Origin of the sequence: Serratia sp. CY55921, from assembly GCF_052167655.1 — a bacterium.
Lineage (GTDB): Bacteria > Pseudomonadota > Gammaproteobacteria > Enterobacterales > Enterobacteriaceae > Serratia > Serratia ureilytica.
Genome location: NZ_JBJNMU010000004.1, coordinates 232,747 through 259,446 on the forward strand (window position 1 = coordinate 232,747; position 26,700 = coordinate 259,446).

Sequence of the window (26,700 nt, forward strand, 5' to 3'; positions counted from 1 at the left end):
ACAACATCCTTTCGAAGGAATGAATATGGATAAGCTCAATCATCCGCTGGCGCGGGGCGCCAGCTATTTGCTGATTTACCTGACGGCTTTCCAGCCATTACACCCGGCGTTTGCTGCCGGTATTACCGCCGCCAACGGCAATACGCAGGTGGTTATCAAGCCGGGCGACGTGCCGGTGGTGAATATCGCCACGCCGAACGGTGCGGGCATCTCCCACAACACCTATAAAGATTTCAACGTTGGGCCACAGGGCGCCGTGTTGAATAACGCCACTCACGGCGGCAAAACGCAACTGGGCGTGGAGATCTACAGCGCGCAGGGCAACACCTACCTGAAGGGAAAACCGGCGGAGTTGATCATCAATGAGGTGATCGGCGGCAGTCGTTCCGAGCTGCAGGGCAAACTCGAGGTATTCGGCAACAAGGCCAACGTGATGATCGCCAACCCGAATGGCATCACCTGCGACGGCTGCGGCTTTATCAACGCGCCGGGCGTGACGCTGACCACCGGCAAACCGCAGTTCGACAAGCAGGGCGCGCTGGAAGCGTTGGAGGTGAAAAAAGGCGGCGTCACCATCGGCGGTAAAGGGCTGGACGGCAGCGGCGCCGACTATGTCGATATCATCAGCCGCGCCACCGAGTTGAACGGCAAAATCAATGCACAAAATCTGTCGCTGACTCAGGGCACCAACCGCATCAGCTTCAAGGACGGCAGCATCAAACCGATCGCCGGTGAAGGCGCTAAGCCCCTACTGGCCGTGGATACCAAAGCGCTGGGCGGCATGTACGCCAACAAAATCCGCCTGGTGGCCAACGAGGATGGGGTGGGGGTGAACCTCAACGACCTGAAGGGGAGGCAACGCGATATTATGCTATCCGTGAAGGGCAAGATAATCTTGGGCAATACACATGCGCAAACCGATTTGAATGTAAGTGGCCAGGCCATTCAAACGCTGCCTCGATCGAGCTTGCGTGCTGAACGTGACGTTACGCTCGCCGCAGCAACGATAGAAAATAACGACGCCAATATCGCTGCAGGCAATGATATTCGTATCTTTGGTGATACCGTACGTAACGTCGGTACCTATTACGCTAACATTCAAGCCAACAACAACTTGTGGATACAGAAGGATGCGGAGGGAAACAAAGCGACTCGGGTAGAAAACCGTTCTTCCCGTATCCAAACCAACAGCGGCGACCTGGTTATTCGTACCGACAAGCTCGATAACGTGCGGCAGACATTGGCGATTTCTGACCAAATAGAGCCTGTTGATCAAGAAGGAATGCGATTATTTGGTAGCGTATTCAATGCGTATAAAAACGGAGATATAAAAAACCGACAAGATCTTTATAAAGAAGACATGTCGAAGTGGGAGAAATGGCTGCTACCTTGCACGACATCGGAGGAATGTACTTATGCAAATCGGCACTTAGCTAATTGGATACTCGATGAGCGAGTTCGAACCCGCGTTACCTCTAATTCTTCTCCTGCCATTATAGCGTCTGGCAAAAACAGCTACATTAATGCTGGCTCATTGTGGAATGATGCCAGCCAACTGAAGGCTAAAGGAGATATGATCCTTACAGGTAATACCTTCAGTTCCATCAACCACGCCTTTGGTACAAAAGAACGCTTCAACAAATTTAAACCAGATACGGAAGCTTACATCCAATATGAAAAGCTGGGATGGCCTTACCCCCCATTAAGTTATGTCGATACCGGAGAGCGAGCTTTCCGTTGGAGTTATGACGGTATAATTGATGGCGGTATGGTCGCTGATGGCAATCTGACTGCAGACTTCAAGAATCAGATCGAAATCAGAACGGTGATGCCCAATGAAAGCCAATTAAACGACATCAATACGGCTGGGCGCCCGGAAACTATCAAGGCAAAGAATGTACTCCTGCATGCGGCTAATATCGTCAATACCGATGCCATCAACGCGGTAGGCAACATCACCGCTATCGCCGAAGACCGCATCGTGCTGGGTCAAGGTATCCTTTCTGCCGGCAAAGAGCTGAATTTGAGCGCCGTTAATACTATCGATGTATGGCAAAGCGAACTGAAAGGGCAAGACATCACGCTTACCGCGCGTACCGGTGAGATAAAAGTTCACACCAGCGAAAAGCCTAATTACTACCATCAGAATGGTGTGCGTTGGCTGGGCAGTCTGCTGGCCTCTCGTGACCTGACGCTGACGGCGGGCAGCACCATTACGTTACTAAATACGTTGCTGGCGCCACAAAGTCGCAATATCAGCATGACTGCTTCCGGTAGCATCTCTCTTATCAAAAATGATGCCGTACTGATGCGCGATCGTCCCGGTGAATATCTGCCATCAGACAAGTTGCAACACTACTTCAATGGCCTGTTGAACACAGGAAAACTGAACGCCACTGGTTCGGTCTCTCTCAATAGCGGCGGTTATCTGGCACTGCGCGGTGTCAACATCAATGCCGGCAAGGATGTGACGCTGCTGGCCGGGCATAATGCCGACCTCAACTACCGGGCGCTGGGCGGTAATTATGGGCATCTTTTTGCAACTTCACGTACCCCAGAACTCGGCAGCAAGATACACGCCGGCGGCAATTTGCTGATTAACTCGGCCCGCGACATAGGCACCCAGGGCGGCGCGCTCTCCGCCAACGGTAATATCACGCTGTTGGCCGGACAGAATCTATGGTTGTCGAACGTCGCCTATTCCGCTATCGATGCCGCTAACGACAACAACAAAGACGACCGCCATGTGGTCACTACTCTCAGCGCCGGGAAAAATCTGACCGCGGCGGCGAACAACCAACTGCTGACTTACGGTGCCAGGTTGACTTCCGGCGCCAACATGACGCTGACCTCCGGCGGCGATATGCGCTTCGAGGCGGTGCAAAACCACACTTACCGAGAAGGTGGCAACGAATTTACCGAAACTCGCACCCAGCAAGGGACCGAGCTGAATGCCGGTGGCCTGATGACGGTGATTTCCGGCGGAAGCATTCTATTCCAGGCGACCAAACTGGTAGTGAAAGGGTTGGGGGCAAACTGGAAACCGCCGGTAGCGGTGACGGATTGGGGGAGCCAGATAGCCATTGCAGAACAGCAGCTTCAAAACGCACAGCAGCGTATCAATCAGGCTCTGCAGGACAAGAGCCGGGCTGAACAAGCGAAAAACAGTAAAAGCAATGAATTTAATACGTTGCAGCGTGACATGGAGACGCTAAGACAAAGACAAGCAGATAATTTAAGAAAGATTCAGGAATTTTCCGCCAAGCATGGCAAGTTGATGGAAATTAACGATTGGAGTCTATGGCAAGAAAGTGCCGGCCTCACAGCCGAAGGCATCGGCATCACCCATGAACTTTTAGAAAAAGAGAAGCGTGCGAATAGTCTTCCGAATGAAATAAATGCCGAGCAATCAGCGTTCAATAATGCGCAGCAGCGCCTTACTCAGGCCACGCAAGATCGCGATGGCGCACAATCACGTCTGGCAACCGCCCGCAATGAGGCGATAAGTAAAGGGGCGGACGAGGCTAAGCAAAAAGCCCAGGTCGACGCCCACAATCAGGCTGAAGCCATGCGCGCCGGCAATATGGATATCGCTGCCAAGGGCGGCTATCTCTACGCTCAGGCGATGGAAGAGTCCAGCCACTACGAGAAAAAGGAAACCAAGCGCAAATGGTGGGGCAAGAAAACCGAGGTTAAGCAGACCCGCCATGACGTGACCAACAAGGTTACCGAGTTTTCCGCCGCCGGCAATATCACGCTCATGAGCCGCGACGACAGCACCTATGAAGCCAGCAAGATCGCCGCTGGGCAAAACGCGCGCCTGACCAGCACGCATGGCCAGGTTAACTTCCGCGCGGTGAAAAATACCTCTTTCGAACAGACCGTCAGCAATTCGAAAGGCTTCTTTATCAAGCAGGCCAATAAAGGCTACGAAGACAATAAGTGGGTGCTGCCGAGCATTCATACCGGTGGCGCCTTGACCGTGGATGCCGCCAAGGGCGTCAGCGCCGATGTGAAGGTAAAAAACGGGCAGGCGTTGCAAAGCGCTATCGACGCGCTGGGCAATACGCCCGGCACCACCTGGGTCAAAGATCTGAATAAGCGCAACGACGTGCAGTGGAGCAAGGTCAAGGACGCCTACGACAGCTGGGATTACAAGAGCCAGCACTTGAACCCGGCGGTGGCGGCGGTGATCGCCATCGCGGCTGCGGCGGTGACCGCAGGCAGTTCACTGGCGGCCACGGCGGCCTCCAGCGTTTCCGGCGCCGTGGGCGGCGGGGCGGTCACCAGCGGCGCGGTCACCGCCGGGATGTCTTCTCTGGCCTCCCAGGCGGCGGTCGCGCTGGTGGAGAATCAAGGCAACCTGTCGAAAACCCTGCAGGCGCTGGGCAGCAATGAAAACGTCAAGGCGACCGCCACAGCGATGGCGATAGGCGGCGCGCTCAACGGTTTCGACAGCGCGATGGGTTGGAGCAAGGACGCGGCGGGCAAACCGCTCAATCCAAACAACGTCAAACTGCCGCAGCTGAGCAATGGCGACTGGAGCAAGGTGGCGCAGCGGGTGGCCGGGCAATCGGTCATCAGCTCCAGCCTGAATACCGCCATCAATGGCGGCAGCTTCAAAGACAACTTGACCAATGCGCTGTTGGCGAACATCGGCAGCCAGGTTCAGGCCGAGGGCGCCAATCTGATCGGGGATAACGGCGAAGTCCTGGGCGCGGCCGGGAAGTCAGTCAGTCATGCGGTTGTGGCGGGCATCGCCGCGGAAATCGGGCGCGGTGACGGTAAAGGGGCTGCTGCCGGGGCGCTGGCGGCGGAGCTGGCCGGCGTTGTGATGCAGAGTACGCTGTTCGAACCGGCCAATCTCAACGAAAAAGAACGCCAGCTCTACCGTCTGCAGGAGGCGCTAAACGGCAATGAAGTAAAAGAGCAAACGGCACGAGTGATCGGGGCTTTGACCGGGGCGTTGGCAACGCATACACCGGAGGGCGCCTACAGCGCTGCGGACAGTGCACAGTCGGTTTATCGCTACAACATGACCGAGCATATGTTGATGCAGTATGCGCTTGATAATCAGAAAGACATTTTGGCCGCTGGTAAAGGCGATGTTGCTGCGGCAAAACGTGTTGTGGCTCGCCGAGAAGCTGCCGCAATAGTGGCGACAGTAGGTGGTGGCGGTCTGGTACTTACTGCGGGGGGGATGACGCTGGTGGGAGCTGCGCCAGAATTGGTTCTGGCTGCAAGATTGGCGATTGCCGGTTGCAAAACTAACCCCGCGCTTTGCCTGAACCAAGCCGGTATTTATGCGGCGGATATTGTGGCACCTGAGGCCATCATTGGCACGGGCGCCGTAACGACCGGCAGCACATTGATTTTGGGTAAGACCGAAGACAGCGTGAGGAAGTTGAGCCGACAGCTGGTGAACGCTTCCGATGAATTATACAGAACAAAAACGTTCAACACTCAGCCGGTTGCCGATTTTATCAAAGGAGAAACAGCAGCCGGGGCGAATTTGTCGACTAAAACGGCAGATTATCTACGGGAAATACAGAAGGTTAACACTAACCAGTTGGTCAAGGTGTTTGACCCGAAACAGAACGAAAGTAAGCTGAACGTGTTTGGTCAGCAGTTTGAGCAGGTGTTAGGTGAGGGCGGCAGCAACAAGCAAGGTAATACAAAAGTGTTTGCCACTGAGAATTTATCGAAACAGGCGATCTTCGATTATGCGCAATCTCTTACCGGAGGGAAACCATTAATAGAAGTCAGAAAAGATGCACTATGGACGGTGGTTTTAAATGAAAAAACAGGTGAGAAATTAACTCTTAGAAGTGTTTCAAGTAGCAAGGAAGATACCAAAGCACGTTGGACGATTGATATCATAGATAATGAACACCTGAATGCGCTTCAAGGTAAAGTGAAAAAAAGAGTAGAAATCAAATTTCGATGAGGGCTACCATGTTGTATAGCGATGATCAATACAAACTGTTTAGTGAAGAGTTGGACGGTGCTTCCATTGGAACCGTATGGTCAGCTATGAGAGCTGATAATTTTGATAGGAATACATTGTCCTACGAAGATAAGAAAAACTATTTTTTCGATTTGATTCATCACCTTATGGCTGAAGGGAGAGTAAGGTTAGGCAAACATGGTCAATTCCTTGAGGGAGACATTGAAGAACAGTTAACACATTACAAGGCTGCATTCCCTAAGACAGAAGAGGAATGGAAAACAAAAAATGAAGATATTTGGTTCTATGAAGAGGAATGCCCTGGTGGTCTTGTTTGGATTCATGAAGACGGCTACCAGGATTGGACGTAGTTACTGATACTATCTGTAGAATGGTAATCTGTTAACAGATAATAAAAAGCCCGCAAAAGCGGGTTTTTTATTACGCAGCAATCAAAAATTAACACATTGATTTTATTTTATTTTTAATATTATTTGGTTTGCAATATATACGCATTGTGGAAATATTTGCTTTGATAATGAATATGGTAGAATATATTGCTTTGCAATATCTACGATGAAATTGGGTTTTATCGTCCCCGCCCCGAAACTCGCAATACTACCCCTACCAATAGCAATGCAGCGCCCGAGGCATAGAGCGGGAACCAGCGCGTCCACCAGAGCGGGGAAAACAGCGGTGCAGCGTTTGAGTTACTGACGGCGTAGTGGCCATAGAGATTCAGTGAAAACACGATAATTAAAATAATGAGGCTAATAAGGATAAGTAAGCTTGATACTTTATGCATGAAATTTCTCGCTCGTAGGTAACATAAATAGGTCTGAATTTTTATTTAATCTTACCCTTTTAATGTGACTTTGTTGTTAACGTAACTCCGTTATGTGAGCGCGTTCATAGAATACTTCCCTTTTTTCGGAAAAAGACAGTCCTATAAGGACGCATTATTTTCTCGGGTGATGAGTGATCTGTCATCGATTACACAACAGCATATGCCTTTGCATTTTGATGTTTGCGGATAATCTGTTTGTTCAAGCCTTGGCTCAGTTCTGTGACAGGAGAGCCGAACCTACAGTGAGACAGTGTAAACAGGAGAAGTAATATGGCGTCATCCGGTGCAATGAATATTCTCGACTTTGTTGAGGCGGGTGAAGGAAATGATTTAACTAACGCATTTCTTCGTCTTGCCAAGAAAATCAATGAGAATCCTAACCCGGTCTGGGAATCCCTCGGCGGTAAGGTCATCGTGCCCGCCGGTACCTACAGCATCAAGAGGCAGATCGTTTTTTTAAAGCCAGGTGTACACATCGTTGGCGAAGGAATTCAGTCAACGAAGTTACTCCTTACGGCTGACCTGGGGGAGCTGGGGGCCGTTTTCAAATTTGACTCCGATATTACGGGGTACTCTACCGTTGGCGTGTGCGTCAAAGATATCTCTATCAATATGGCCAGCCATACCGGGAGCGCAATTGTTTTACGTAAGCCCTATGACGGTTTTATTCTGGAGAATATCAATATTGATAATTTGGCGGATAGCGGTATCGGCATTGTTATCGAGCCGGATAACGATGATAATCCGTCGGACAAAGTCTCCCAGACGCTAACGGCAATAAACGTCCTGGTAAAACATACCAATCTGACGGCAACAGCGCCTTGTTTTTATGCTGAGGCATTACAAGAGGCCGTTTTCATCAATTGCAAAGCGTTTGGTGGCCCAGAGAGCTATGTTAACCAGGCGCCATGCCACGGTTTTTTATTTGTAGATTGCCGTGGCATCACCCTGATTGGCTGCAGCGTGGCGTTTACCGGCCTGCACGGTATTTCTATCGTTTGTTCTAACCGCCCTTCGACAGGGTTCTTTTTGTATGGCACAACGGCAGAGTCTTGCAAAGGGATCGTTAAAGCGTCAGGAAGCGTCAATAGCAGTGTCAGTCAGCTTTATATTGACTCCATACGCGCGGAGGGAGGAACGGAAAATACGGCAGGCACCTTTTCACTCAACAAAGTTATCGAGGCCAGCATTAATTCGGGATCGAATTCGGTCACGATCGATAGCCAAAGTGCTCTGGTGTCCGTTTCATCTCTTGATGTGGGTAAAGTCAAAAATTCTGGTCAGAACTGTTTGGTCATCGGATTGCCTTCGGGGGCAAACAATGGATATTCAATTAATGCCAGTGCCTTCAGCGTGGCGAAAGAGGGAACTAAAATTATCAATGGCAATACCGATTTGATTGAAATGCATGCCTCCGGTGCCCGTGTGGTCGCTATCGATTACCCCTGGAGCGAAGGCAATACGTCGCTAAGCCTGCTGACGAACAGAAAAGGGAAGATGGGGTTTGAGCGAGTGATGCTGGGGGAGGAGAATAGCGCCGGCACCGGTTTTAGAGCGCTTAAGATAGCGAACTAACCGGGTTAATGCCTTTTATCTAATAGAAGAAAACCCGCCAGCGCGGGTTTTCTCTTTTTCTCGCTAGCCGTCACTTCACCAGCGGCTTATCATTGGGCGTTTTGAACTTCGCCAGATATTGCGGCTGGAAGATGCACATGCGCAGCACGGTGCGGTATTCGCCGTTGACGAAGAACTCGTCGATCAGCTCGCCTTCCACGTTGAAGCCCAGCTTGCTGTAGATGTGGATCGCCTTCGGGTTCTCCTTGTCGACGATCAGGTACAGCTTGTACAGGTTCAGCACCGAGAAGCCGTAGTCCATCGCCAGGCGGGCGGCGGTGCTGGCGTAGCCTTTGCCCTGGTGGGCGGGATCGATGATGATCTGGAATTCTGCGCGGCGGTGGATGTGATCGATCTCCACCAGTTCCACCAGGCCGACCTTGGCGCCTTCGTGCTCGATGATAAAGCGGCGCTCGCTCTGATCGTGGATGTGTTTGTCGTAGAGATCGGAAAGTTCGACAAAGGCTTCGTAGGGTTCTTCAAACCAATAGCGCATAACGCTGGCGTTGTTGTCCATCTGGTGGACGAACGACAGATCGTCCCGTTCCAATGGGCGTAACCTGACGCTGGCAGTGCTGGACATGTGGGCTCCTCTGTGCCGTGAAATTGTGCAAAGTATAACTTCACAGAATGGATGAAGGCGAAAAAAAACGGCGCCGCGTGGGCGCCGTTTAGGCAAGGTTCAGACTTCAGACGGTGCAGGTATTAGCTGGCCTGGCGACACTTATGGCCTCTGGTGGCAATGGAGTCTGCAATAAAATTTGTTCGGCGATTTCCGCCGATACTTTTTTAATCGCAACAATCAATTGAATTGCCGAATTTAGGACAACGCTTTTTATTTCTTCCACGCTTTTGCCGCGAAGAAACGAATGCAGGAAGACATCGCCAAACGCGCTATTGTTCAAGTCGCTGCGGGTTTTACAGGCCATCAGACGCTCAAATCCGTTATCGCTGTCATAGGGGCCTTCACAGAAAAATGCCGTTTCTACCGCGATTCGTTTGATCGCCATGAGTACAAATCCGTCCATCGAGGGGCTCTCCATTCGTTTTATTTAAGGAGCGGGCCGTGCGGATCAGGCCAGCGTCATTACCTTTCTCTTTCTGTTCTGCCAGCGCACCTGGCCCTCTCCCCAGGGTTTGAGCTTGTTGAAGCGCTTGATTGCCTGAGGTGCGAAACCGGGCCTGCAACAAAAATCGAGCAGCCATATCCTGTCTCCCTCATTCCATTCGGAAGGGTGAAGTGGGAACCCCGGATCGCGTTGCAATTGCGTTTCGGTGTCCTCCGTCAGACAGGCCCAGAGAACATAGGCCAGCGGTTGGTCATTGGTGTCGAAAAGAAACTTGATCTGCCCGTGCTGTATGGCAAATATCAAGCGCTCTTGAACGCTTTTTATCGGATGAAGGCTGTAATTTCGGTGATGTAACATGCAGCTCACGGCAAAACCAAGCTGCTCATAGTCTGACCATTGATCTTGGCCGCCGGCGGTTTCTCGAATATAGAGCGTCATGCTGGTTCATTTCTCCTGGAGGGGATGACAAGCGGCTGCCCGCCAAAGGTTTCTTTGGCGAAGGCCACCGCCTTTATCCGCATGTCGGTTAACAGTTGCCGCAAGCGTTGGTCGTCATCACCATTGGCCTCCACCAGAGCCGTGATTTCGTTGAGCATCTGTATTTTCCCGCACTGGGGGCGGGGCCGCAGCCTGAGGCGAGCCTGTTGCGCCATGCCTTTCTGAATAACGGTGGCATCGATTCCCTGGGCGCGGCAGGTTTCGACCAACCAATGATTGACCTGCGAGAAAGCGCGCAGGGTGCCCATAAAACGCGCATCCCGTGAGAAATCGTCATGCGTGGGGACGGGGTGCCCTTGGCTGCAGCGAATCAAGGTCACGACCAAACGTTCCAGCGGCGATTCGTCTCCCGCCATTTCCGCTGAGACATAGAGCTTTCGGCAACGGTGGATAAGCAGCTGCAGGAAACTGTTTGCCAGCCTCTCTAAGGGTTTTGGCGTCTCCGCCGGTGAGAGCAGGTCGATGGGAATGCCCAGTAGCGTCAAATAGCCGCGGCAACAGGCCTGCTGAAAAAAATGCCAGAAATAGGTTTTTACCTGTTGCTGGGCGATGGCAATGAAAGGCCGATCAAACAGGTACTTCCCAAGGTAGAAGCACAGCTCGGATAGGCTGTTCTGAATGATTGCCGGTTCTCTCATCAATTGTGCAAACTTGAGCTGGTATTCGAAATCGTAACGATGATCGCTGGGGAATAAACAGGTTAGCCCGTTAAAATCCAATACCCTACCGTCCATGGTGATGTTGGAGGATGAGGTGGTCAACATCAGGAAGCGGGTGCGGCAAAACGCCATTTGCCGAGCCAGACGTTTGGTGAGCTCATACATCCCCTCAAGGCAGCGGCGCCGCGGATCGCGAGCGGCCTGTTCGCTGAAGCCCGCGGTGGGGACCGGCAAATAGTCCGGCAGGCGGCGAAGCACGGATTTAACCCGTTGAACGTCATGCATGAGCTGCCCTGCATATTCCGCTTTGGGCCGGAAGTAGGGCGTTCGTTCAAAATGTGCCGGGCGGACCAGGGGCTCGCGAACCAGAAGGGCGCGGCGAGAGCGGCCCTTTGTGCGGGTGAAATCCCCATGGGTATAGCTGTCGGTGAGCAAAATCGCGTGGGTGCGCGCGGCGCCATAAGGCAACGTCTGCGCCAGCATTTCGCTCCATAGGGCTTCATAGATCGCCTGTTCGGCGCGCAGTTCGCCATTGGAGTGATACCAATCCGAACCTTGCCCGACCAGCGGATTAGCACCGATTCCTTTCACCTGGTAACGGCCATCAAAACCGCAGCGGGCGCCGCCGCCGTTACGTTGAATACCGCCTCCGCCGTAACGTTCCGCGTGGAAAACTTTGACGGCGCCTGGCGTATCGGGAGTGACCAGATAGCTGCACGCGGCGTGCAGCGCTTCGCCGTCTGCCTTTTCTTCGGCGGACCAAATGAGAGAGGACGTAACCCGGTGTGCCGTGAAAGGCACTAAATTTTCCGCCAGGTCCTTAAGTAAAAAAGAATCGCTCATTGGGTGATGTACTCTATGGTGTAGTTCAGTTCTGATACGGACGTGCGCTGCGCGAAACGAGCAAAAGCGGCGTCCAGATGCCCGGCGATATCGCGCAATGCTTCCGCCCTGGCCATCGCGGGGTGATCGCAGTCGATGTCGATATTTTGTATTCGTCCATGTACATAGGGGCGCCAGGCCTCCAAATCCAACCAGTCTTCTGCGCGCGGCGCTGCTGCCGTGAAGAACAGCAAATTACCGTAGAAGTGGCCGTGTTCCGACTGGCCGACCAGGCGGCGGCTATTAATCACCACGTCAATCAAGCGGTCGAGCGTGCCGTCATCCAGACTGGCCAGGGCGCTGCCGTGTTTTCGCAACAGGGCGATTGTTTCCGCGCGTTGCAGGATCTCGCCTTTCGGCACGACCAGCGAAGGCAATTCTTGATCGAAGGGCAAGGCGATGCCCGCAATGAACAACAGGGCGGCCAGCGCCAGGCTCTCCTCCTCTTCGCCATTGAGCGTTTCAAAAGCGAAGCGTCGCCACAGATCGCTGGGATAGGCATCCATCATCGCCAGCAATTCGACCTGCTGATCTTGTTGCTCTAGGTGGATGGCGACATTGTGGGCGATCATGCCGCCAACCGACCACCCGATGATCCAGTAAGGCCCCTCGGGCTGATGGGCGCGTATGCGCCTGGCATATTCTGCGGCCATTTCATCCATCGTTCGGGTGATATTGCTGCCCGGCGTCAGGCCTTGAGCTTGCAAGCCGACGATTTCACACGGCGTTTTGAGAAAACGCGCCAGGCCGCTGTAACACCAGGCGATGCCACCGGCCGGATGGATGCAAAACAGCGTCGGCAGCGCGTTTTGCGAAGCGCCGGCGCCAGGGCGCAGCAGCAGTGTGGCATCGAGCATATCCGGCGCTGAGTGCTGGCCTTGTTCGGCCAGCGCCCGGGCTGAAGGATGAGCAAAGATACTGGCGATGGTGATTTGCCAACCCAGGCCGGCGTTAATGCGGGCGGCGACATCAACGGCGCTCAGCGAGTTGCCTCCCAGTTCGAAGAAGTTGGCTTCAGGCGCCACGGCAGGCAGGCGCAGCGCATCGGCAAAATATTCGCACAGCCGTTGCTCCGTCAGGGAGGAGGGAATGCCACCGCCCTGTGATTGCGGGCTTTGCGGAGCGGGCAGCGCTTTTCTATCCAGTTTGCCATTGCGGCTGAGCGGCAGTTCGGAGAGAAACACCAGGCACTGCGGCAGCATGTAGGCAGGGAGATATTCCCGGCAGAGCGCTAGTAAGGCTTTTTCATCGGCCTCGGCGCCGCTGGCCACGACATAGGCGACAATGCGCCCGTCATGCATGTTGGCGCAGGACTGGAGCACCTGCGGATGTCGATTGAGAACCGCGTCAATTTCCTCCAGCTCAATACGCTGCCCGTGTATTTTTATCTGGTGATCCAGCCGCCCCAAATAGTCTATTTCGCCATTCGGGCGCCAGCGCGCCAGGTCTCCCGTGCGGTAAAGGCGCTTGCCGTCCGCCGTGGCGAAAAACCGTTCTGCCGTCAGCTCGGGTTGGCCCGCATAGCCGTCAGCGAGACAAATGCCCTCAATGTGCAATTCCCCTTCGATGCCAATGGGGGTGGTGTTGCCGAAGGGATCCAGCACGTGGATGCGCGTATTCCAAATGGGGCGGCCGATAGGCACGCTGCGCTTCTCGTCGCTGCAGCTCAGCGCGTGGTAAGTGACATCAATGGCGGCCTCCGTCGGGCCGTAAAGATTATGCAAAGGCGCCGTCAGCAATGTCCGCTGCCGTTGGGCCAGCTCCGGCGACAAGGCTTCCCCGCTGGCGAATACCCTGAGCAGCGGCAGCGGTTCGGGCCTGCGTTCGACGGCGTCGAGAAACAGCGCCAGCATCGATGGAACAAAGTGCAGCGTTGTGATGCGATGCTGCACGATGCAATTCAGCAGGTACGCCGGATCGGTATGGCCGCCGGGCCGCGCCATCACCAAGGTTGCGCCCCCGATCAGCGGCCAGAAAAACTCCCAAATCGACACATCAAAGGTGGCCGGCGTTTTCTGCAGCACGCGATCCTGCGTTCCGAGAGGATATTCGGCCTGCATCCATTGCAGGCGATTGGCCAAGGCAAGATGGCTCACGATCACCCCTTTTGGGGCGCCGCTGGAACCGGAGGTGAACAGAATATAAGCCGGATCTGCGCCGCTTTGCCGCGTGACGAGCGGCAATGCCGCGTCGCCCTGATGGGCGGCTAGTGAGTACAGCGCGGCGAGATCGAGCCGGGGAACGCTGTCCGGCAACCTGTCGTCATCGGCGCGATCGGCTATCAGCAATGCCGCATTGGCCTGCTCGAGCATCTTTTGCTGTCGCCGCGTCGGCAGTTCGGGCGACAGCGGCAATAGCGTGGCGCCGGCACGCATAATGGCCAGCAGAACCACTTCTAAGGCTACGCTGCGTTCAAGTGTGACGGCGATCACCTGGCCGCGAGCGCCTTGCAGATGGCGTTCAAGGGCATGCGCGCACCGCCGTGAGCGCAGTTCCAGCGCCGAATAGCTCAGCCGTTCGTTTTCGTCGAGCACGGCTAGCTGATGCGGAGTGGCTTGAGCCTGTTTGAGGAACAGGCCGAGGATCGTGTTGGCGGGTAACGGCTGGGCGGTGTCGTTCCATTGCGCGATTAACGCCAGTTCCGCCGGTGCCGGCAGCGTCAGTTGTTGCAGCGGAAGGGTCGGCGCCGCAACCAACTGCATGATCCAATGCAACAGCCGCCGCACATGCAATTGCAGCTCTGCGTGATGATGGCGCGCGGCATTGGCGATAAGACGCAGGCGGCGCGGTTGCAGGTCCGTACCCAGTTCCAGGTGGAGGTTAAGATCGCGTACGGGGCCGGTGGCGATATGTTTGACCGTGGCGCTTAGCTCCGCAAAATCGAGCGTCGCAGGCGGAGGCAAGATGTTCAGTTCGATGCCGTAAAGGGGCAGAGTATCGCCTACCCTGCCGATGGCTCGGCCGATCCATTCTCCGCGGTAGCGCTGGTGCGCGAGCAGCTCGCGCCGGCTGCGGGCGACGGTGGCGCAAACGTCGCGAAAGTGCGCGTGTTGCGGCAAATCCAGCAGAAGCGGCAGGATATTGCTGCGTGTGACCGCCGCCTGGGCGCCATAAGTATCAAGCCGCCCCATGCAGGGCAGGCCGAACAACAGTTGCCGCTCGCCCGACTGACAGCGGGAGAAATAGCTGGCGAACGCGCTGAGCAAGATGTCGGATAACGCGATCCCGCTGCTTTGGTAGAAGCTGCCCAGGGCTAGCGCCAGCTCGGTATCGATAACGGTCTCGACTTCCAACGTGTGCTCGGCCATGGCTTGCGCTGGCGCACCCAGAAAGGTCGGCGCAGGCAACTGCGCGCAGCGCTGCATCCAGTAGCGGTGATCGTCCGCATATTGCGCGCTCTGCCTGTAGAGGACGTCGTCCTGGCAGAGCGTGGTCAGTTTGACAAAGCGGCTGGGGAGAGGCGGCGTTCCTTGCAACAGCGCTCGGTAATGCTCCCCCGCACGGCGGTGGAGCAGGGAATAGGCGTAGGCGTCGAAAGCGATATGGTGTATTCGGGAAAACCATATCGCTTCGCGTTCATTCAAAACATACAGCTGATGTTCATGAAGATGTAAATTCTCCGGTCCCTGTTCCCGTTGCGTTATCTGTTCCATCGCGCGCCAGGCGAGCGCCTCCGGGTCTGCGTGATGGCTGAGATCGCAGACGGTCACGCGGCCAGCAGGCTGGCGGATGCCGAAAGACGGAGTGCCATCGATATCGAGGAAACGGTGGTTGAGCACCTCAATATCCAGCAGAGCCAGTTCGATGGCGTTGAGCAATAATGTCCGATTAATTTCACCGTGCAGGCGCAGGGCTTGCGCCGTCGCATAGAGTTTGGAAGAGTGGCTCGCTTGCGATGCGTACCATACGCCCTGCTGGGTGTCCGCCAGGGGGGTATTATTAAGGGATGAATCATTCATTTTTTCTCTGGCTCCTGTTCTGGAGTGGTACTCAAGTGCCTTGTTACCAGGCTTTCCATTTTCTTTTGGCCTGCAAAATCAAATCAATATCTCTGTGTAATTGATATTCAGTGCTTTGGGTTTTTCACCTAGCGCGATTTCATTCAATGAATGCCCTGCGCTCTTCGTTGGCGACAATGACCGGCGGGGGAAATTGCTTTGCCCTTATCGCCAAGGTCATCGCAAAATCTTCTGCCGCGTTTCGCCGGGCATACCGCAATAAATTAAGTAGCTATCATTTTTTAATCGCTATTGGGCCGCACCCCGGCGGCGACGCGCGGCTTGCTTTTCGCCGGCTCTCTGTTGCGCCCGGCATTATTTTCCCTTTGTCGCTGCGCGAATGGCCGGCAGCACAAACAGTGAGGCGATAAAGCTGATGAATACGCCATAAGCGATACTGATCATCTGCATTTTTCCGCTGACCATCATGGGGAACACCAGCTCATGCGCGTGGCCAAACGTGGTGAACGTGATGCCGTTGAACAGCAACATGCTCAACAAGGCGCCAATGGAAGAGCCTGCCAGGCCCAGCAAGAGGGTTTGGCAGAGATAAGACACATCAATAACCCTGCCGAATCCCAGCAGCAGCGTTATTGCCAGCTGGTCTTGTTGGTTGGCAATGAGCGATTCACACAGCGCGATGATGCCCGCAGTCACCGACACCCCCGCCAGCAATGAAAATAACAGGCCGAACCACAGCAGCACCTGGCCCAACCCTTCGCTGCTGCCGGCATAGTAGGTTCGGCTGTCGCTAATGGCGACTCGGTCATTGAGCGTCCCCTGGATGGCTTGTTGCAGTTGCTCGACAGAGGTGACATTGCTGGTCAATGCCACCAGGTTGTAATCGAGTCCCGCGCCCCAGCTGGTGCGGATATGTTCCAGATCGGCCATGAACTCGGACTGCCGCGGCGAACCGCCGGTGGTAAATTCACCGACGATTTTCCAATCGCGGTCGTGCAGGCGTATGGTCTCGCCCACGTGGAACGCCGGATAATGCCGCGCCAATGACGCGCCGACGACGAGCTCATTTTGCCCCGGCTGAAATGCTCTGCCGCGGGTGAGGGTGACCAGCGGTTGCCCGTTGTTCGCGTTCATCAGCGTGAATGCCGCCGGCGTTACGCCGCGCACCAGATACTCTTTCTCCACGTTGTCTGGGCGGAGCCGCACCAGGACAACCCACTCCGGCGAAGCCGCAACAAGGCCGGGCAAGCGCGAAAGTTGCGCCGCCTGCGTTCGCGTTATCGTGCTGGTCAGTTCGGAAGAGGAGTCTTTGCTTTGCGCAAAATACAGGCCGGGTTCCGCACTCGACTCCAGCGCGCCGATCAGCCCTGCGCGCAGTGAAAATAACGATGTCACAATGACCGCGAGAAAAATGAAGCTGGATAGAATCGCGGTGAAATAAAGCGGCCGCCGCCACAGGTTGCGTAATCCAATGCCCAGCAATATCCCGAGCTGGTGGATTTTCGAGGATGAACGCGGGTTCATTTTCTCTCCTCCTGCAGGCGAGCGATTTGCAAGAGGGAGGGCAATGCGCAGACCAGGGATAAAATAAAGACCAGCAGGAGGCCGATGGCATAATCCTGGAAATGCGGCTCAACGGCGTTTAATACGGCGGGGAACAGCGTCGGCAACAGCAGAATAAAAATAACCGACAACACTATGCCCACGATGGCACCCGCCAAGGTGATGGCGCCGAGTTGCACGGCAACCGCTTTAATCAACTGTGATTTGCGAAAACCCAGATAATTAAGGGTGCGGTAGTCGCTCAAGGCTTTATGCGTCATGACATAGAAGTTGGTGCTGAGCAGCAGCGCCAATAACAGGCACAGCGCCAGATTGACCCAAAAAATCACGCGATGGAAATCGAACAATTTACTCATAAACAATTTTATATGCATGCGTACGGGGGCTGTCTGCGTGGTGCCGCGCAACCGCTCCGCGCCAAACAGGGCATCAATCTGCCGGGAGAGGTTCTCGGCAGACATGCCGGGTTTAGGGGTCGCCATAAAAAAACTCACCAGCCGCTTGCCATTTTGTCTCACGCTGTCGAGGTAGTCATAATGCATCCAGACCGCGGGAGGGGTGTCGGTTTGGGTTTCTTCAACGATGCCAGTAATGTAAAGATCGAGAATGGGGTTAGGCGCGAGCTTCCAAATCGCGGATGAAAGCGGCAGCCGATCGCCCGCTTTTAAGCGATATTGCGCCGCAAAACGGCTGTCGACCAGCACGCCTTGCCGGTCATTCTGCCAACGCTCCAGTAAGCCCGGCGCTATTTTTAAAGAGGGGATCATGGCGAAGTAGTGTTGGTCTTCTACCGCGATAGCGGGCACGAACCATCCGGGGTGGCGATAGTAAGCACCGACCCAAACTCCCCAGCTCAGCCGATCCAACGCCGGCAGTTGACTCATTTTCTGATGATAAAACTGCGGCAGCAGCATTTGGGAACTGAGTGCATTCAGCACCAGTAGCCGGTTGTCTGCGCCGGGCGGATCGCTTGCCTTTAAGCTGAAGGCGCGATCAAAGGTCAGCATGAGCAGCAGCAACATGACGCCGCTGGCGATAAACAGCAAGATCATGATAAATCTTCTCGACTGCTCAGTGGCGGAGCGCCACAACCAGAGGTAAAACACGGCTCTCATGGCATATCCCTACGGATCAGCTTGCCGTCCCTGAGTTGGAATTGGCGCTGTGCCCGCGCGGCGACCTGAATATCATGCGTCACGACGATGATAGCCTTGCCCTGCTCCCGGCTCAGTAGCGTCATAATATCCATAATTTCCTCCCCCGCCTCCTGGCTGAGATCGCCGGTAGGCTCATCGCACAGCAGCAGATCCGGATTAGTGACTATCGCACGCGCAATGGCCACGCGTTGGCGCTCTCCTCCGGAGAGTTCATCCGGCAAGTGGCGGCGCCGGTGTTCCATCTGAACCAGCTCCAGCGCGGCGTCGACGCGTTGCCGGCGCTGTTTGGCGTCCATATGCCAAAGGTGCAGGGGGAGGGCGACATTCTCTTCGGCGCTGAGCACGGGCAACAGGTTATAAAACTGAAAGACGAAGCCAATATGGCGGGCTCGCAGCGAGGTGCGTTCTTCAGGTCGCAGCCGATGCAGCGAATGCCCTTGCAAAAATACCTCGCCCCGATCGCAGACATTAACGCCGGAGATCAGATTGAGCAGCGTCGATTTCCCTGAGCCGGATGGCCCCATGATGCTGACCATCTCGCCGCCGTGCAGGCTAAAATCAAGATCGTGCAATACCGTGATGTGCTCGCGCCCTTTTTTATAGTCTTTGCCGGCCTGTTGCAGTTGTACGACCGGATCGCTCGGCGCGGTTGCCGTTTTATTCATAAAAATCTACCTGAATTGACATATTATGTTTCAGCCAGGGCTGTTGCTGAGCGAGCTTGATAATGACTAAAACCGCCGCGCGTTGCTCATCCACCACCGAAGAGATAAGGCTGACGGTGCCTGAGATCTGTCGATCGGGGAGGCCATCCGGCTTGATTGTCACTCGTTGTTGGGGCGCGACTTTCGCCAGCTGGCTTTCGGGCAGCCAAACTTCGGCATCAAAATTATCCAAACCGACAATGGTGGCGATCCCCGTGCGGGTGAAACCGCCGCCGGCGGAAATGGGCGAGACCGTTTCCCCTGGGGAGGCGTCTAACGACACCACCTGGCCGTCGAAGGGCGCGCGGATAATCGTACGCAACAGGTCGATTTCACTGGCTTTTATCTGCCAGCCCACTTGTTGTAATTCTGCCTGATATTGGCGGCGCTGCGCCTCGAACGAATCCAACTCCGCTTTGGCGCTGTCGACATCATCCTGGCTCACATAGTTGAGCGGCAACAAACGGTTCAATCGCTGCAGCTGATTGCGCGCGCGCGGCAGGCGGGACTCTGTCTGCGCGAGTTTGCCCGCCGCGATTTGCTGGCTGGCCTGGAGCGACGCAAGCTGCGCTCTTAGCGAACGCCCGTCGAGTGATGCCAATCGCTCGCCTTTTTTTACCTTGTCCCCGCGTTGCACATAAATCTCTTGCACCGTTCCCGTAATCTCTGCCGAAACGGTGGAGAGGCGCGAGGCCTTGATGAATCCTGCGGCCGTGACTGCAGATGCGGCCGCCGCAGGGGGCGCTGGCTCGACAGGTGCTGCGGTGTTGGCCTGAGGCTCGGCGGCGCTGGCGCGCTCGGCCGCTGCTGGCTGGGTAAACCATGCCCTGCCGGCAACGAGACCTAAGGCTAACGCCAGCGCAATCGCTCCGACGAGCGCCGCTTTGCGCCATGGCCGCCCGCGCGGCGGAGTATGAGGCGAGTTCAGCAGGTGCAACGCCTGCTGGCGGGCGGCGTTGCGCGGTGCCTCTGAAGATGGGGAACGCATAGGTGCTTAACGATCCCCTACTGTCAGGCGCAAGATCACACCAATGAAGAGCAGAGCGGCTCCCGAAGCGTAAAGTGGGAACCAGCGCGCCCACCAGTTGGTGGAGAACAATGACGCACCGTTGGCGTTGCTCGCCGTGTAGCTACTGTAGATATTGAGGGCCAGGGCGACAGCGAACATGACGAGGCCGATAATAAGCAGCAAGCCTGATACTTTATGCATGGGATTTCTCCTTCAGAGGGGACATAAGAGAGGCGTCGAGGTAATCGCCAGGGATGACCATCTCAGTGTGTATTTCAGTGAGATAGGTTTCATTCTTCACTTCCATCCAACTGTTTTCCGGTGACGGGAGAGCCTCTCGGAAGACTAACCAGTCAACTTTTCGCGCCAGTAGCAGCAATTGGTCAAGGCAATGTGAATTGCCCAGCCTGCACCACATCGGCTTGCGAATCTTGTCGTTGTTAAATGACTGCCAGCTAAGATGATCGTTGAATTGCCCGTTCACATAGCTGTCCGTCGGAATGCCGTTCTTCAGTAACAATGCCAACAGGCGCACCGGATGCTCCGCCGCCTGATGCCCGGACAGCTCATGGAAAATGCGGGAAGAGCGGACCCACCAGGTTTCACGGATCAGGACACAGTCTTCCTCCTCCATGCGCGGGGCATGGCGGAAGTCATGATCCAGCTCATTGGCCATCAATCGCTTGTAGGCGGGGCGGCCAATCTGCACCGGTTCGGCCAGTACGGTAAGCAGGTATTTGGTTCCCCAGGCCACCATCGGCGTCGCCGCGCCGAGGTAACATAATTGGAACGCTTGTCCCTGGTTGTCCGTCAGCTTCAGCAGGCCGCTCTGCGTATCATGATGCAGTTGGAGCCGGTCGAGCGTCAGGTCGCCGGCAACCTGAGGCGGCTCATCCAGGCACAGATGATGAGCCGCCAGGCGGGCCTGAGCCTGGAGATTGCTGGACTCGCCGCTGACGCTGAAGGTTAATGGCAGCGCCGGCGCGGCGAACTGGCGCAGCCAGTTTTGCAGCTGATGGCGTCTGTCGTCGGCCTGGCTGTCGTTGGTCAACGTGGTGCGCGCCAACTGCCAGCCGATACGCGAATACGCATTGTTGATGACCACTTTGCCCCGGGGATGCGCTAGCTGCCCCACATGACGGGCATCCAATTGCAGGAAGAGCGTTACCGGCAGCTTCAGGGCGGCGGGGTTGATATTGTGCTGCCGCCAGCGGGCCGTTGTGGCGGCGGACTGCGAGATACGTTGTTGGGTGAATTGAATAAATCCCTGCCAGCTCTGCTGCAAAAACAATGAGACATCGGTGCAGTGGCCACCTGCGCCGTATTTGTCGATAAAGTTCTGCAGCAGCCAGAGGTACTCCTGCGACAACGTGGCGCGTTTGGCCACCGCTTTCGCTACGCGGGCAAGTACATTGGGAATGAAAGCGTCAGGCAATGTCATCCTGATCCCTTCCCGCCAGGCGTCTTCATATAAAATATTGCGAATTTCGGGCATCTGATGGCGGGTCAGCCGCTCCCAGCTCTGTTGAATCGTCTGTTGAGCCTGCTCAAGCAGCGCAACGCGCTCCGCGTTTTCTGCCGCACCAAAGCGTTCGGGCAGTTCGGGCAGGTTGCGCAGAGCGTCGCTGGAGAGCTCCGCCGGCATCAGCGCCAAAACATCGGCCAGAGGGGCAGGATGATGCGTTCCCCACTGTAATGTCGGGCGCAAGACGTCCTTGCGCACCAGCTTTCTCAGCAGTCTTTCCGCTTCGGACGGGGCCATCCCAGCCAGTTCGAAATGCGTTCGCCACGCGCTCCAGCTTTGCTGGTGGCTGGCGCTCAGAACGGCGTCGATTTCCGCCGCCTCCAAGCCCAGGACAAATTGCTGCTCTTCGTTCCATAACAAACCGTGGCGTTTCTCATAGCGATAGAAATGGCCGCGCATCTGGCTGGCGGAAATGCGTTGCAAGGAGGGGTTACGGCACAGCGGCAGATCATGTTTCGCCAACCAGAGCTGCGTATACAGCGCGTCGCGCAAGGCTAATGCGATGGAGCGGTTGAGGTGTACGGTCGAGGTCACCTTGCCTTCACCGGTTTGCAGAGTGGCTTCGCCGGCCGAGCTTTCAAACGGGACCAGGCTAAAAGAGGAAAAGGTGCTGAATGGGCTGACTTTGCCCGCCGCTCGAATCATGTAGGCAAACAAGGAGCGCTCTACGCGCCGGCGCCGTTTGGCCGGCCAACTCTGCCAATTTTGTTCCAGATCGCAAAGCAACTGCGGGGAGGCAAGGCAGAGCGCCCGGCGCAGAGCCGGTTCGTTGGCGGCTTTGAGCAACAAGGCCTGCGTCTGTTCGTTGACACGCTGCCAGCGTTGGTTAAAGGTTGCCGCCAACTGCCGGCGCTCATTCGCTATCGCCAACCATTCGGTCAGTTGCTCCAGAGCGGCTGAGTCGTAATGCGCCAACCAGGCGCGCACTTCGGCAGACAGGTTGAAATAGCGATCGTTGAAGATATGGCGGCGACAGCGAATCATATCCTGGCGAACGCTGTCCGCCGAGGGTAATGCGATATTCGCATGCAGCCTGGCGATAAGCGCCTGCCCGAGTTGCTGCCAGGCCGGCTCCTGCAAGTGGTGTTGCCGGATAATCGCGGATAAATCATCCGGAAGTTGGCTGACATAGTGCGCCGGCAGGCCTGCGGTGCGCAGCATGATAAAAGGGGCGACGAGCAACAAAGGCTGCGCGGGTAACGTCATGATAATACTCCAGATGCCAACCAGTTATTCACCTTCTGCCAACTCACGAAGCTTAACCAACCCATCGCCGCCGCCATGCAGAGGCTGTAAAGCAGGCAATAACTGCGGAATAGGCGGCGGCCTCGGGCAGACCACTCGCGGGTTTTCTTATTGGCGCCGGGTTGGGCAAAAGCGCGAAATGCCCGCGTGGCATCCGAAAGCCGAAAAGGGGTGAGATTGAAAAGCAGGCCGAACAGTATCAACAGCAGTAACGGCCGTATCGCGGTGGCGGCGGCGCTTTCACTCAGCGCCGCGAGCGCTCCCAGACACAAGAGATCCATCAATGGCCCTGCCATCGCCACCCAGGCCTTCATGCCGCGCAGTGGGAATAGCGCGATGGCGCTGGTGTTGACAAACACGGAGGGCAGCCACCAGCCGCGAAATTGCAGACCTGCCCCCAGAACCGGGCAGCCGTAAAGACGGCAAACGACGGCATGCGCCATTTCATGCAAAAACAGCCATAACGGTATGCCGACAAGCATCACCATCAGCTGGACGCTGGCCCATTCGCCCTGCAGCAGCCAGGCGTTTAGCCCTGGCAAACACGCGATGAAACGCCACAAGGCAGCGGCAATCGCGAGGCTCAGCAGGCCGTAACCTAACCCGCGCGGGACAACCCGCAGCACGGTGGCGATTTTATGTGCGGCGCGATCGGGGTTAGGCAGCTGATATCGCCCGGCCACTTTCGCCGCCGCAGGCGGCTTTTGTGCGCCATCAACGATCATATTCGCCTGTTTCAACCGCAGCAGAAACGCGGACAGCGCCTGTTGGCACTGTTCGGGCGTTGCGTTCGGGTGGTGTTCTGCCAGCTCCGCCAGGAGGGCCGCCATGGAGCTGCCCCCTTGCAACTGTTGGGCAAGCCGGGCAGAAAACCCACTCAGCTTTAACGGCGCATTACTGTTTTCTTGCAGCAACAGCGCCACATTCGCCTGCGGAGAGATCAGTTTCACATCCTCGTTTAAACGCAACAGGGGGGATGCAGGCGGCATGTTAAACACCCTCTGCCGGCGGAGGGGACGCCAGCACTAGACAGAACAGCGGCGCCTCGCGATAGCCGTCGGCGCCCGCGTGGCGAATGAGCCCTTCTTCGATCACGCCTCCCGCCAGCGTTCCGGTCAAGCCGCAGTCCAGCGCCGCCAACCAGCACTGCATCGCGCTTGCCGCGGCGTTTTGCAGCTGCATGCGGTATCCCGCCGCGCCATGGTCATGCAGGGTCTTTTCAAGATCGGCAACCCACATCAGCAACGCGCCGGCTTTATGGAACGCTAATTGATTGATGCAATCAGCCAAATGTGCGCGGCCAAACCCGCTATCCCGTTTCCGCCAGTAACGGCGATCTGCCTGACTGCACTGATAAATGCCCGCGGCAAGTTCGCCGCTGGCTTCCGGCAGCAATATCCAGGGTTCCATTGGCAACGCCGGCATCCCGCGCAGGCGGCTTTGTTCAAGACCGGCATGCGCGACGGCGATCAGGGTATTCAGCCAGGTTTCCGGGAACGGGCTATCGGCATAGTCATACGTCGCCCTGCGGCGCTCCAGCAACGCGGAGAGCGGCTCATCGCGGTGCACAGTCGCCAGTGATGAAAGAGCAGCGGGCGTGGGCGACGCTGGCGCGGCGGCCGGCCGTGGGCGGTGGCTAACGGCGACCAGGCTGCTCGCCGTTTCATAAAGTGGAGCAGGGCACGGCTCACCCTGTGACGGGGGCGCTTGCACATGCAAGACCTGGCAGAGGATATGGGGGTTATCCTGTTGCGTGAAGAAGAGCAATGACGCCAACCATTGCAGGTCGACGCCATGATCTTCTCTCAGCGTCCAGCCCGCCGCGCGCGCGGAAAGCGCGCAATATTGATTAACCACTCCAGCGTCAAGGTTAACGATGTTATAGCTGAAGTCGTTATATTTGCCGCGCACGCGGTTCAGGTTGCCGCTGATAATGAGTGAAATCGGCTCTTCGGGATGCTGGAGCAAGTGTTCCAATTGCTGGCAGTCAATGCCGTCAATCCTGACGAGCTGGTGCTTTTCACCGAGATAGAACCAGGCCCCGCAAGGTATCTCCGGCAGCGGCCGGCGGACGACCACAAACATATCGCACGAGAGCAGTTGCCCACCGCTGGGCGCGATGCGGCGTAATGTGCCGTCTTCACCTTTTTGATAACCCGTGGCGTGGCGCAGCAACCAGCCCAGATTGGCCAGTGTCAACGGTTGTGACGGCATTGCCGACATTCGCCAGGGCGGCGGACAGCGCTCCGCCAATGCGCTGTCGGGCAGGTTGATATGCTGCTGCCCATGCAGCCTGACCGGCCTTGAGGCGTGGCGGTTGAGGTTATCCAGCGTGAAGTGCATCTGATGCGAACGCGGTGGCAACAAGCCCTGCGGCGGCAAGCGTGTGCCGATATGGTGCTGCCAGGCAGTAAATGCCTCTTCCCCCGGCGGCAGATAGGCGGCATGGCCTAAACCGCTTAGCGCGGTACCGGGAATGCGGGCGACCTTATAGGCTAAGGTGTACTCCCCCTCGCCCCGATGGCTATGGGAAACGACCTTGTTGAGGTAGCTTTCAGAGGACAGCCCGAGCAGAATTTGCCCCAGCTCATGGGCGGCATAGACGGCGCGGAACGCCACCTCTTGCCGATCGTTGGCGGGCGATGGCTGCTCACATTGCGTGCGTGCGCATTGATAACTGGCGCTGATGTTCGGGAGGGTATAAGGGCCCACCAGCGTGCGATCCGCGCCAATAATGCAGCTCAGATAACGCACGCCGGCCTGGTGCAACCCATCGGCGCATGCCTGGCGGAAAACGTCGGACTCGCTGCCGTCAAAAATGATCAGTGCATCATCCCAGGGGAGGGCGCTGGACGTTGGGCGCTCGGTCAGAACGTCAATGCTGGCGGCCATAGGCGCCAACGCGTGTTGCAGCAGCGATGACACATCTTCCGGGCAAACCAGGGCGAGCCTGCGGCGGCGGGCGGACTGCAGCGCCGCAGTGCGGTTGGCGTGCAGGCGGGTATTGTCGACAAAGCGGCCGCAATAGCTTGCCAAATGGCTTGGGGCGCCGTCATCCAGGCCTTCACCTTCTTCAAGGAAGCCATAGCGAAACAGTAAGGACAGCATGCCCAGGGCATTCTCGCGGCTCATGGTCGCGTCGTCGGTCAGCACGCTTTCCAGCACGTTGACGCCATCGAGGCGCTCGAGGAAGACCGCCAGCGTGTTTATCCCCTGAACGCAGGTCAGGATGCGCGGCTGATAGGCGCCATACACGGCTACGCGGGTATCGCTTTCAGGAATGAAAATCAGTTCCGGAATTAATTTGGGGCGCTTGGGCAGCAAAGCGTAAAGATCGTTATGGTGGCTAAACTGTGCGCCCGACAAGACGGTCGACATATGAGTGGCTTTCATTAGCGTAAGGCTCCTTCCAGGTGTTCGGCCAACAAGGCCGTGCCCTGAGCCTGCGAAATATGCCGGTTTTCACGGCAGCTGCAGCCGTGTAACGCCACCACGGAACTGCTTGCGGTGCGATTGCTGCCAAAGCTCACGGCGGTCAGTTTGCCGAATTGGTCTTCGGGGAGCTGCGCATACTGCTTTAACCGTAATCCAGCCATCAGCACCAGCGCCGGCGTATATCCGCGCAATGCGTTCTGCGGCTGCTGTTCATGATATCGCTGCAGGTTCAAATCCATCATTGCCGTACGCGGCGTTTCGGCGAGGCTGAGCAGGCGCTTCGCCGCACAGGCATAACAGGCGGTTCGGCCTGGGATGACTAGGGGGCCGCAAAACAGCATATGGTCGTTCAACACGGTGCAAGCGTGAGGGATCCCGGCGCGAAACAGCTGCGTGGTGAGCTGTTCAAGCTTAAGCGGCGCGCCGCCGGATAGCGCGATCCCGACGAACGAAACCTTGCTGTCGGCCCAGGAATAGTTCAGTGCGGTTGCCAATGTCAGTTGAGAGATCCCTTCCTGGCAGTGCATATAATCGGCCACGTCATTGCCGAACGCGGTGTCACTGACGATAATCATTACCACTCTCC

17 protein-coding genes are annotated in these 26,700 nt (G+C 56.2%); 3 read left to right on the plus strand and 14 right to left on the minus strand.

Annotated features, from left to right (window positions below):
• The first annotated feature begins 25 nt into the window (after positions 1-25).
• The 3 genes from ACJ8M3_RS19145 to ACJ8M3_RS19155 all read left to right on the plus strand — a co-directional run bounded on the left by ACJ8M3_RS19145 (position 26) and on the right by ACJ8M3_RS19155 (position 8,369).
• On the plus strand, positions 26-5,947 hold the full coding sequence (locus tag ACJ8M3_RS19145; RefSeq protein ID WP_047025623.1) for a DUF637 domain-containing protein: 5,922 nt from the start codon (positions 26-28) through the stop codon (positions 5,945-5,947).
• An 8-nt stretch (positions 5,948-5,955) separates the two neighbouring features.
• Positions 5,956-6,318 (plus strand): DUF596 domain-containing protein, encoded by a 363-nt coding sequence (locus tag ACJ8M3_RS19150; RefSeq protein WP_048795068.1) that lies wholly within the window; start codon positions 5,956-5,958, stop codon positions 6,316-6,318.
• 746 nt (positions 6,319-7,064) lie between these two features.
• A complete protein-coding gene (locus ACJ8M3_RS19155; RefSeq protein WP_047025624.1) occupies positions 7,065-8,369 on the plus strand; it encodes a hypothetical protein in 1,305 nt (434 codons plus the stop codon).
• 70 nt (positions 8,370-8,439) lie between these two features.
• Here ACJ8M3_RS19155 and speG read toward each other — a convergent pair whose 3' ends face one another.
• The 14 genes from speG to ACJ8M3_RS19225 form a co-directional block, all read right to left on the minus strand.
• The gene (gene speG, locus ACJ8M3_RS19160) at positions 8,440-8,991 is read right to left on the minus strand and encodes a spermidine N1-acetyltransferase (protein WP_004941631.1); all 552 of its coding nucleotides are present in this window, start codon (positions 8,989-8,991) and stop codon (positions 8,440-8,442) included.
• A 106-nt stretch (positions 8,992-9,097) separates the two neighbouring features.
• The gene (locus tag ACJ8M3_RS19165) at positions 9,098-9,436 is read right to left on the minus strand and encodes a hypothetical protein (protein ID WP_033644039.1); all 339 of its coding nucleotides are present in this window, start codon (positions 9,434-9,436) and stop codon (positions 9,098-9,100) included.
• A gap of 45 nt (positions 9,437-9,481) precedes the next feature.
• Positions 9,482-9,916, minus strand: a complete 435-nt coding sequence (locus ACJ8M3_RS19170; RefSeq protein WP_033644038.1) for a toxin-activating lysine-acyltransferase — start codon at positions 9,914-9,916, stop codon at positions 9,482-9,484.
• Entirely contained in the window at positions 9,913-11,478 is a 1,566-nt protein-coding gene (locus ACJ8M3_RS19175; protein WP_047025625.1) for a hypothetical protein, read from the minus strand. The genes ACJ8M3_RS19170 and ACJ8M3_RS19175 overlap by 4 nt, the downstream gene beginning before the upstream one ends.
• Positions 11,475-15,476: an amino acid adenylation domain-containing protein gene (locus tag ACJ8M3_RS19180; protein ID WP_442514719.1), complete on the minus strand. Its 4,002-nt coding sequence runs from the start codon at positions 15,474-15,476 to the stop codon at positions 11,475-11,477. The genes ACJ8M3_RS19175 and ACJ8M3_RS19180 overlap by 4 nt, the downstream gene beginning before the upstream one ends.
• A 354-nt stretch (positions 15,477-15,830) precedes the next feature.
• Positions 15,831-17,000 (minus strand): ABC transporter permease, encoded by a 1,170-nt coding sequence (locus tag ACJ8M3_RS19185; RefSeq protein WP_033644036.1) that lies wholly within the window; start codon positions 16,998-17,000, stop codon positions 15,831-15,833.
• Positions 16,997-18,091, minus strand: coding sequence for an ABC transporter permease (locus ACJ8M3_RS19190; protein WP_033644034.1), 1,095 nt, complete (start codon positions 18,089-18,091; stop codon positions 16,997-16,999). Before ACJ8M3_RS19190 ends, ACJ8M3_RS19185 begins: the two co-directional genes overlap by 4 nt.
• Positions 18,092-18,150: 59 nt before the next feature.
• Positions 18,151-18,861, minus strand: a complete 711-nt coding sequence (locus tag ACJ8M3_RS19195; RefSeq protein ID WP_047025626.1) for an ABC transporter ATP-binding protein — start codon at positions 18,859-18,861, stop codon at positions 18,151-18,153.
• The gene (locus ACJ8M3_RS19200) at positions 18,854-19,888 is read right to left on the minus strand and encodes an efflux RND transporter periplasmic adaptor subunit (RefSeq protein WP_080273402.1); all 1,035 of its coding nucleotides are present in this window, start codon (positions 19,886-19,888) and stop codon (positions 18,854-18,856) included. The genes ACJ8M3_RS19195 and ACJ8M3_RS19200 overlap by 8 nt, the downstream gene beginning before the upstream one ends.
• A gap of 6 nt (positions 19,889-19,894) precedes the next feature.
• Entirely contained in the window at positions 19,895-20,110 is a 216-nt protein-coding gene (locus ACJ8M3_RS19205; RefSeq protein WP_033644030.1) for a hypothetical protein, read from the minus strand.
• Complete coding sequence (locus ACJ8M3_RS19210; protein WP_285142977.1) at positions 20,103-22,640, minus strand: lantibiotic dehydratase; 2,538 nt, start codon at positions 22,638-22,640, stop codon at positions 20,103-20,105. Before ACJ8M3_RS19210 ends, ACJ8M3_RS19205 begins: the two co-directional genes overlap by 8 nt.
• Entirely contained in the window at positions 22,637-23,668 is a 1,032-nt protein-coding gene (locus ACJ8M3_RS19215; RefSeq protein WP_089195060.1) for a PqqD family peptide modification chaperone, read from the minus strand. Before ACJ8M3_RS19215 ends, ACJ8M3_RS19210 begins: the two co-directional genes overlap by 4 nt.
• Before the next feature lies 1 nt (position 23,669).
• Positions 23,670-26,072: a nitroreductase family protein gene (locus ACJ8M3_RS19220; protein ID WP_060660375.1), complete on the minus strand. Its 2,403-nt coding sequence runs from the start codon at positions 26,070-26,072 to the stop codon at positions 23,670-23,672.
• Positions 26,072-26,689 carry a hypothetical protein gene (locus ACJ8M3_RS19225; protein WP_089197316.1) on the minus strand — a complete coding sequence of 206 codons (618 nt, stop codon included), beginning with the start codon at positions 26,687-26,689 and terminating at the stop codon, positions 26,072-26,074. Before ACJ8M3_RS19225 ends, ACJ8M3_RS19220 begins: the two co-directional genes overlap by 1 nt.
• Positions 26,690-26,700: the final 11 nt, after the last annotated feature.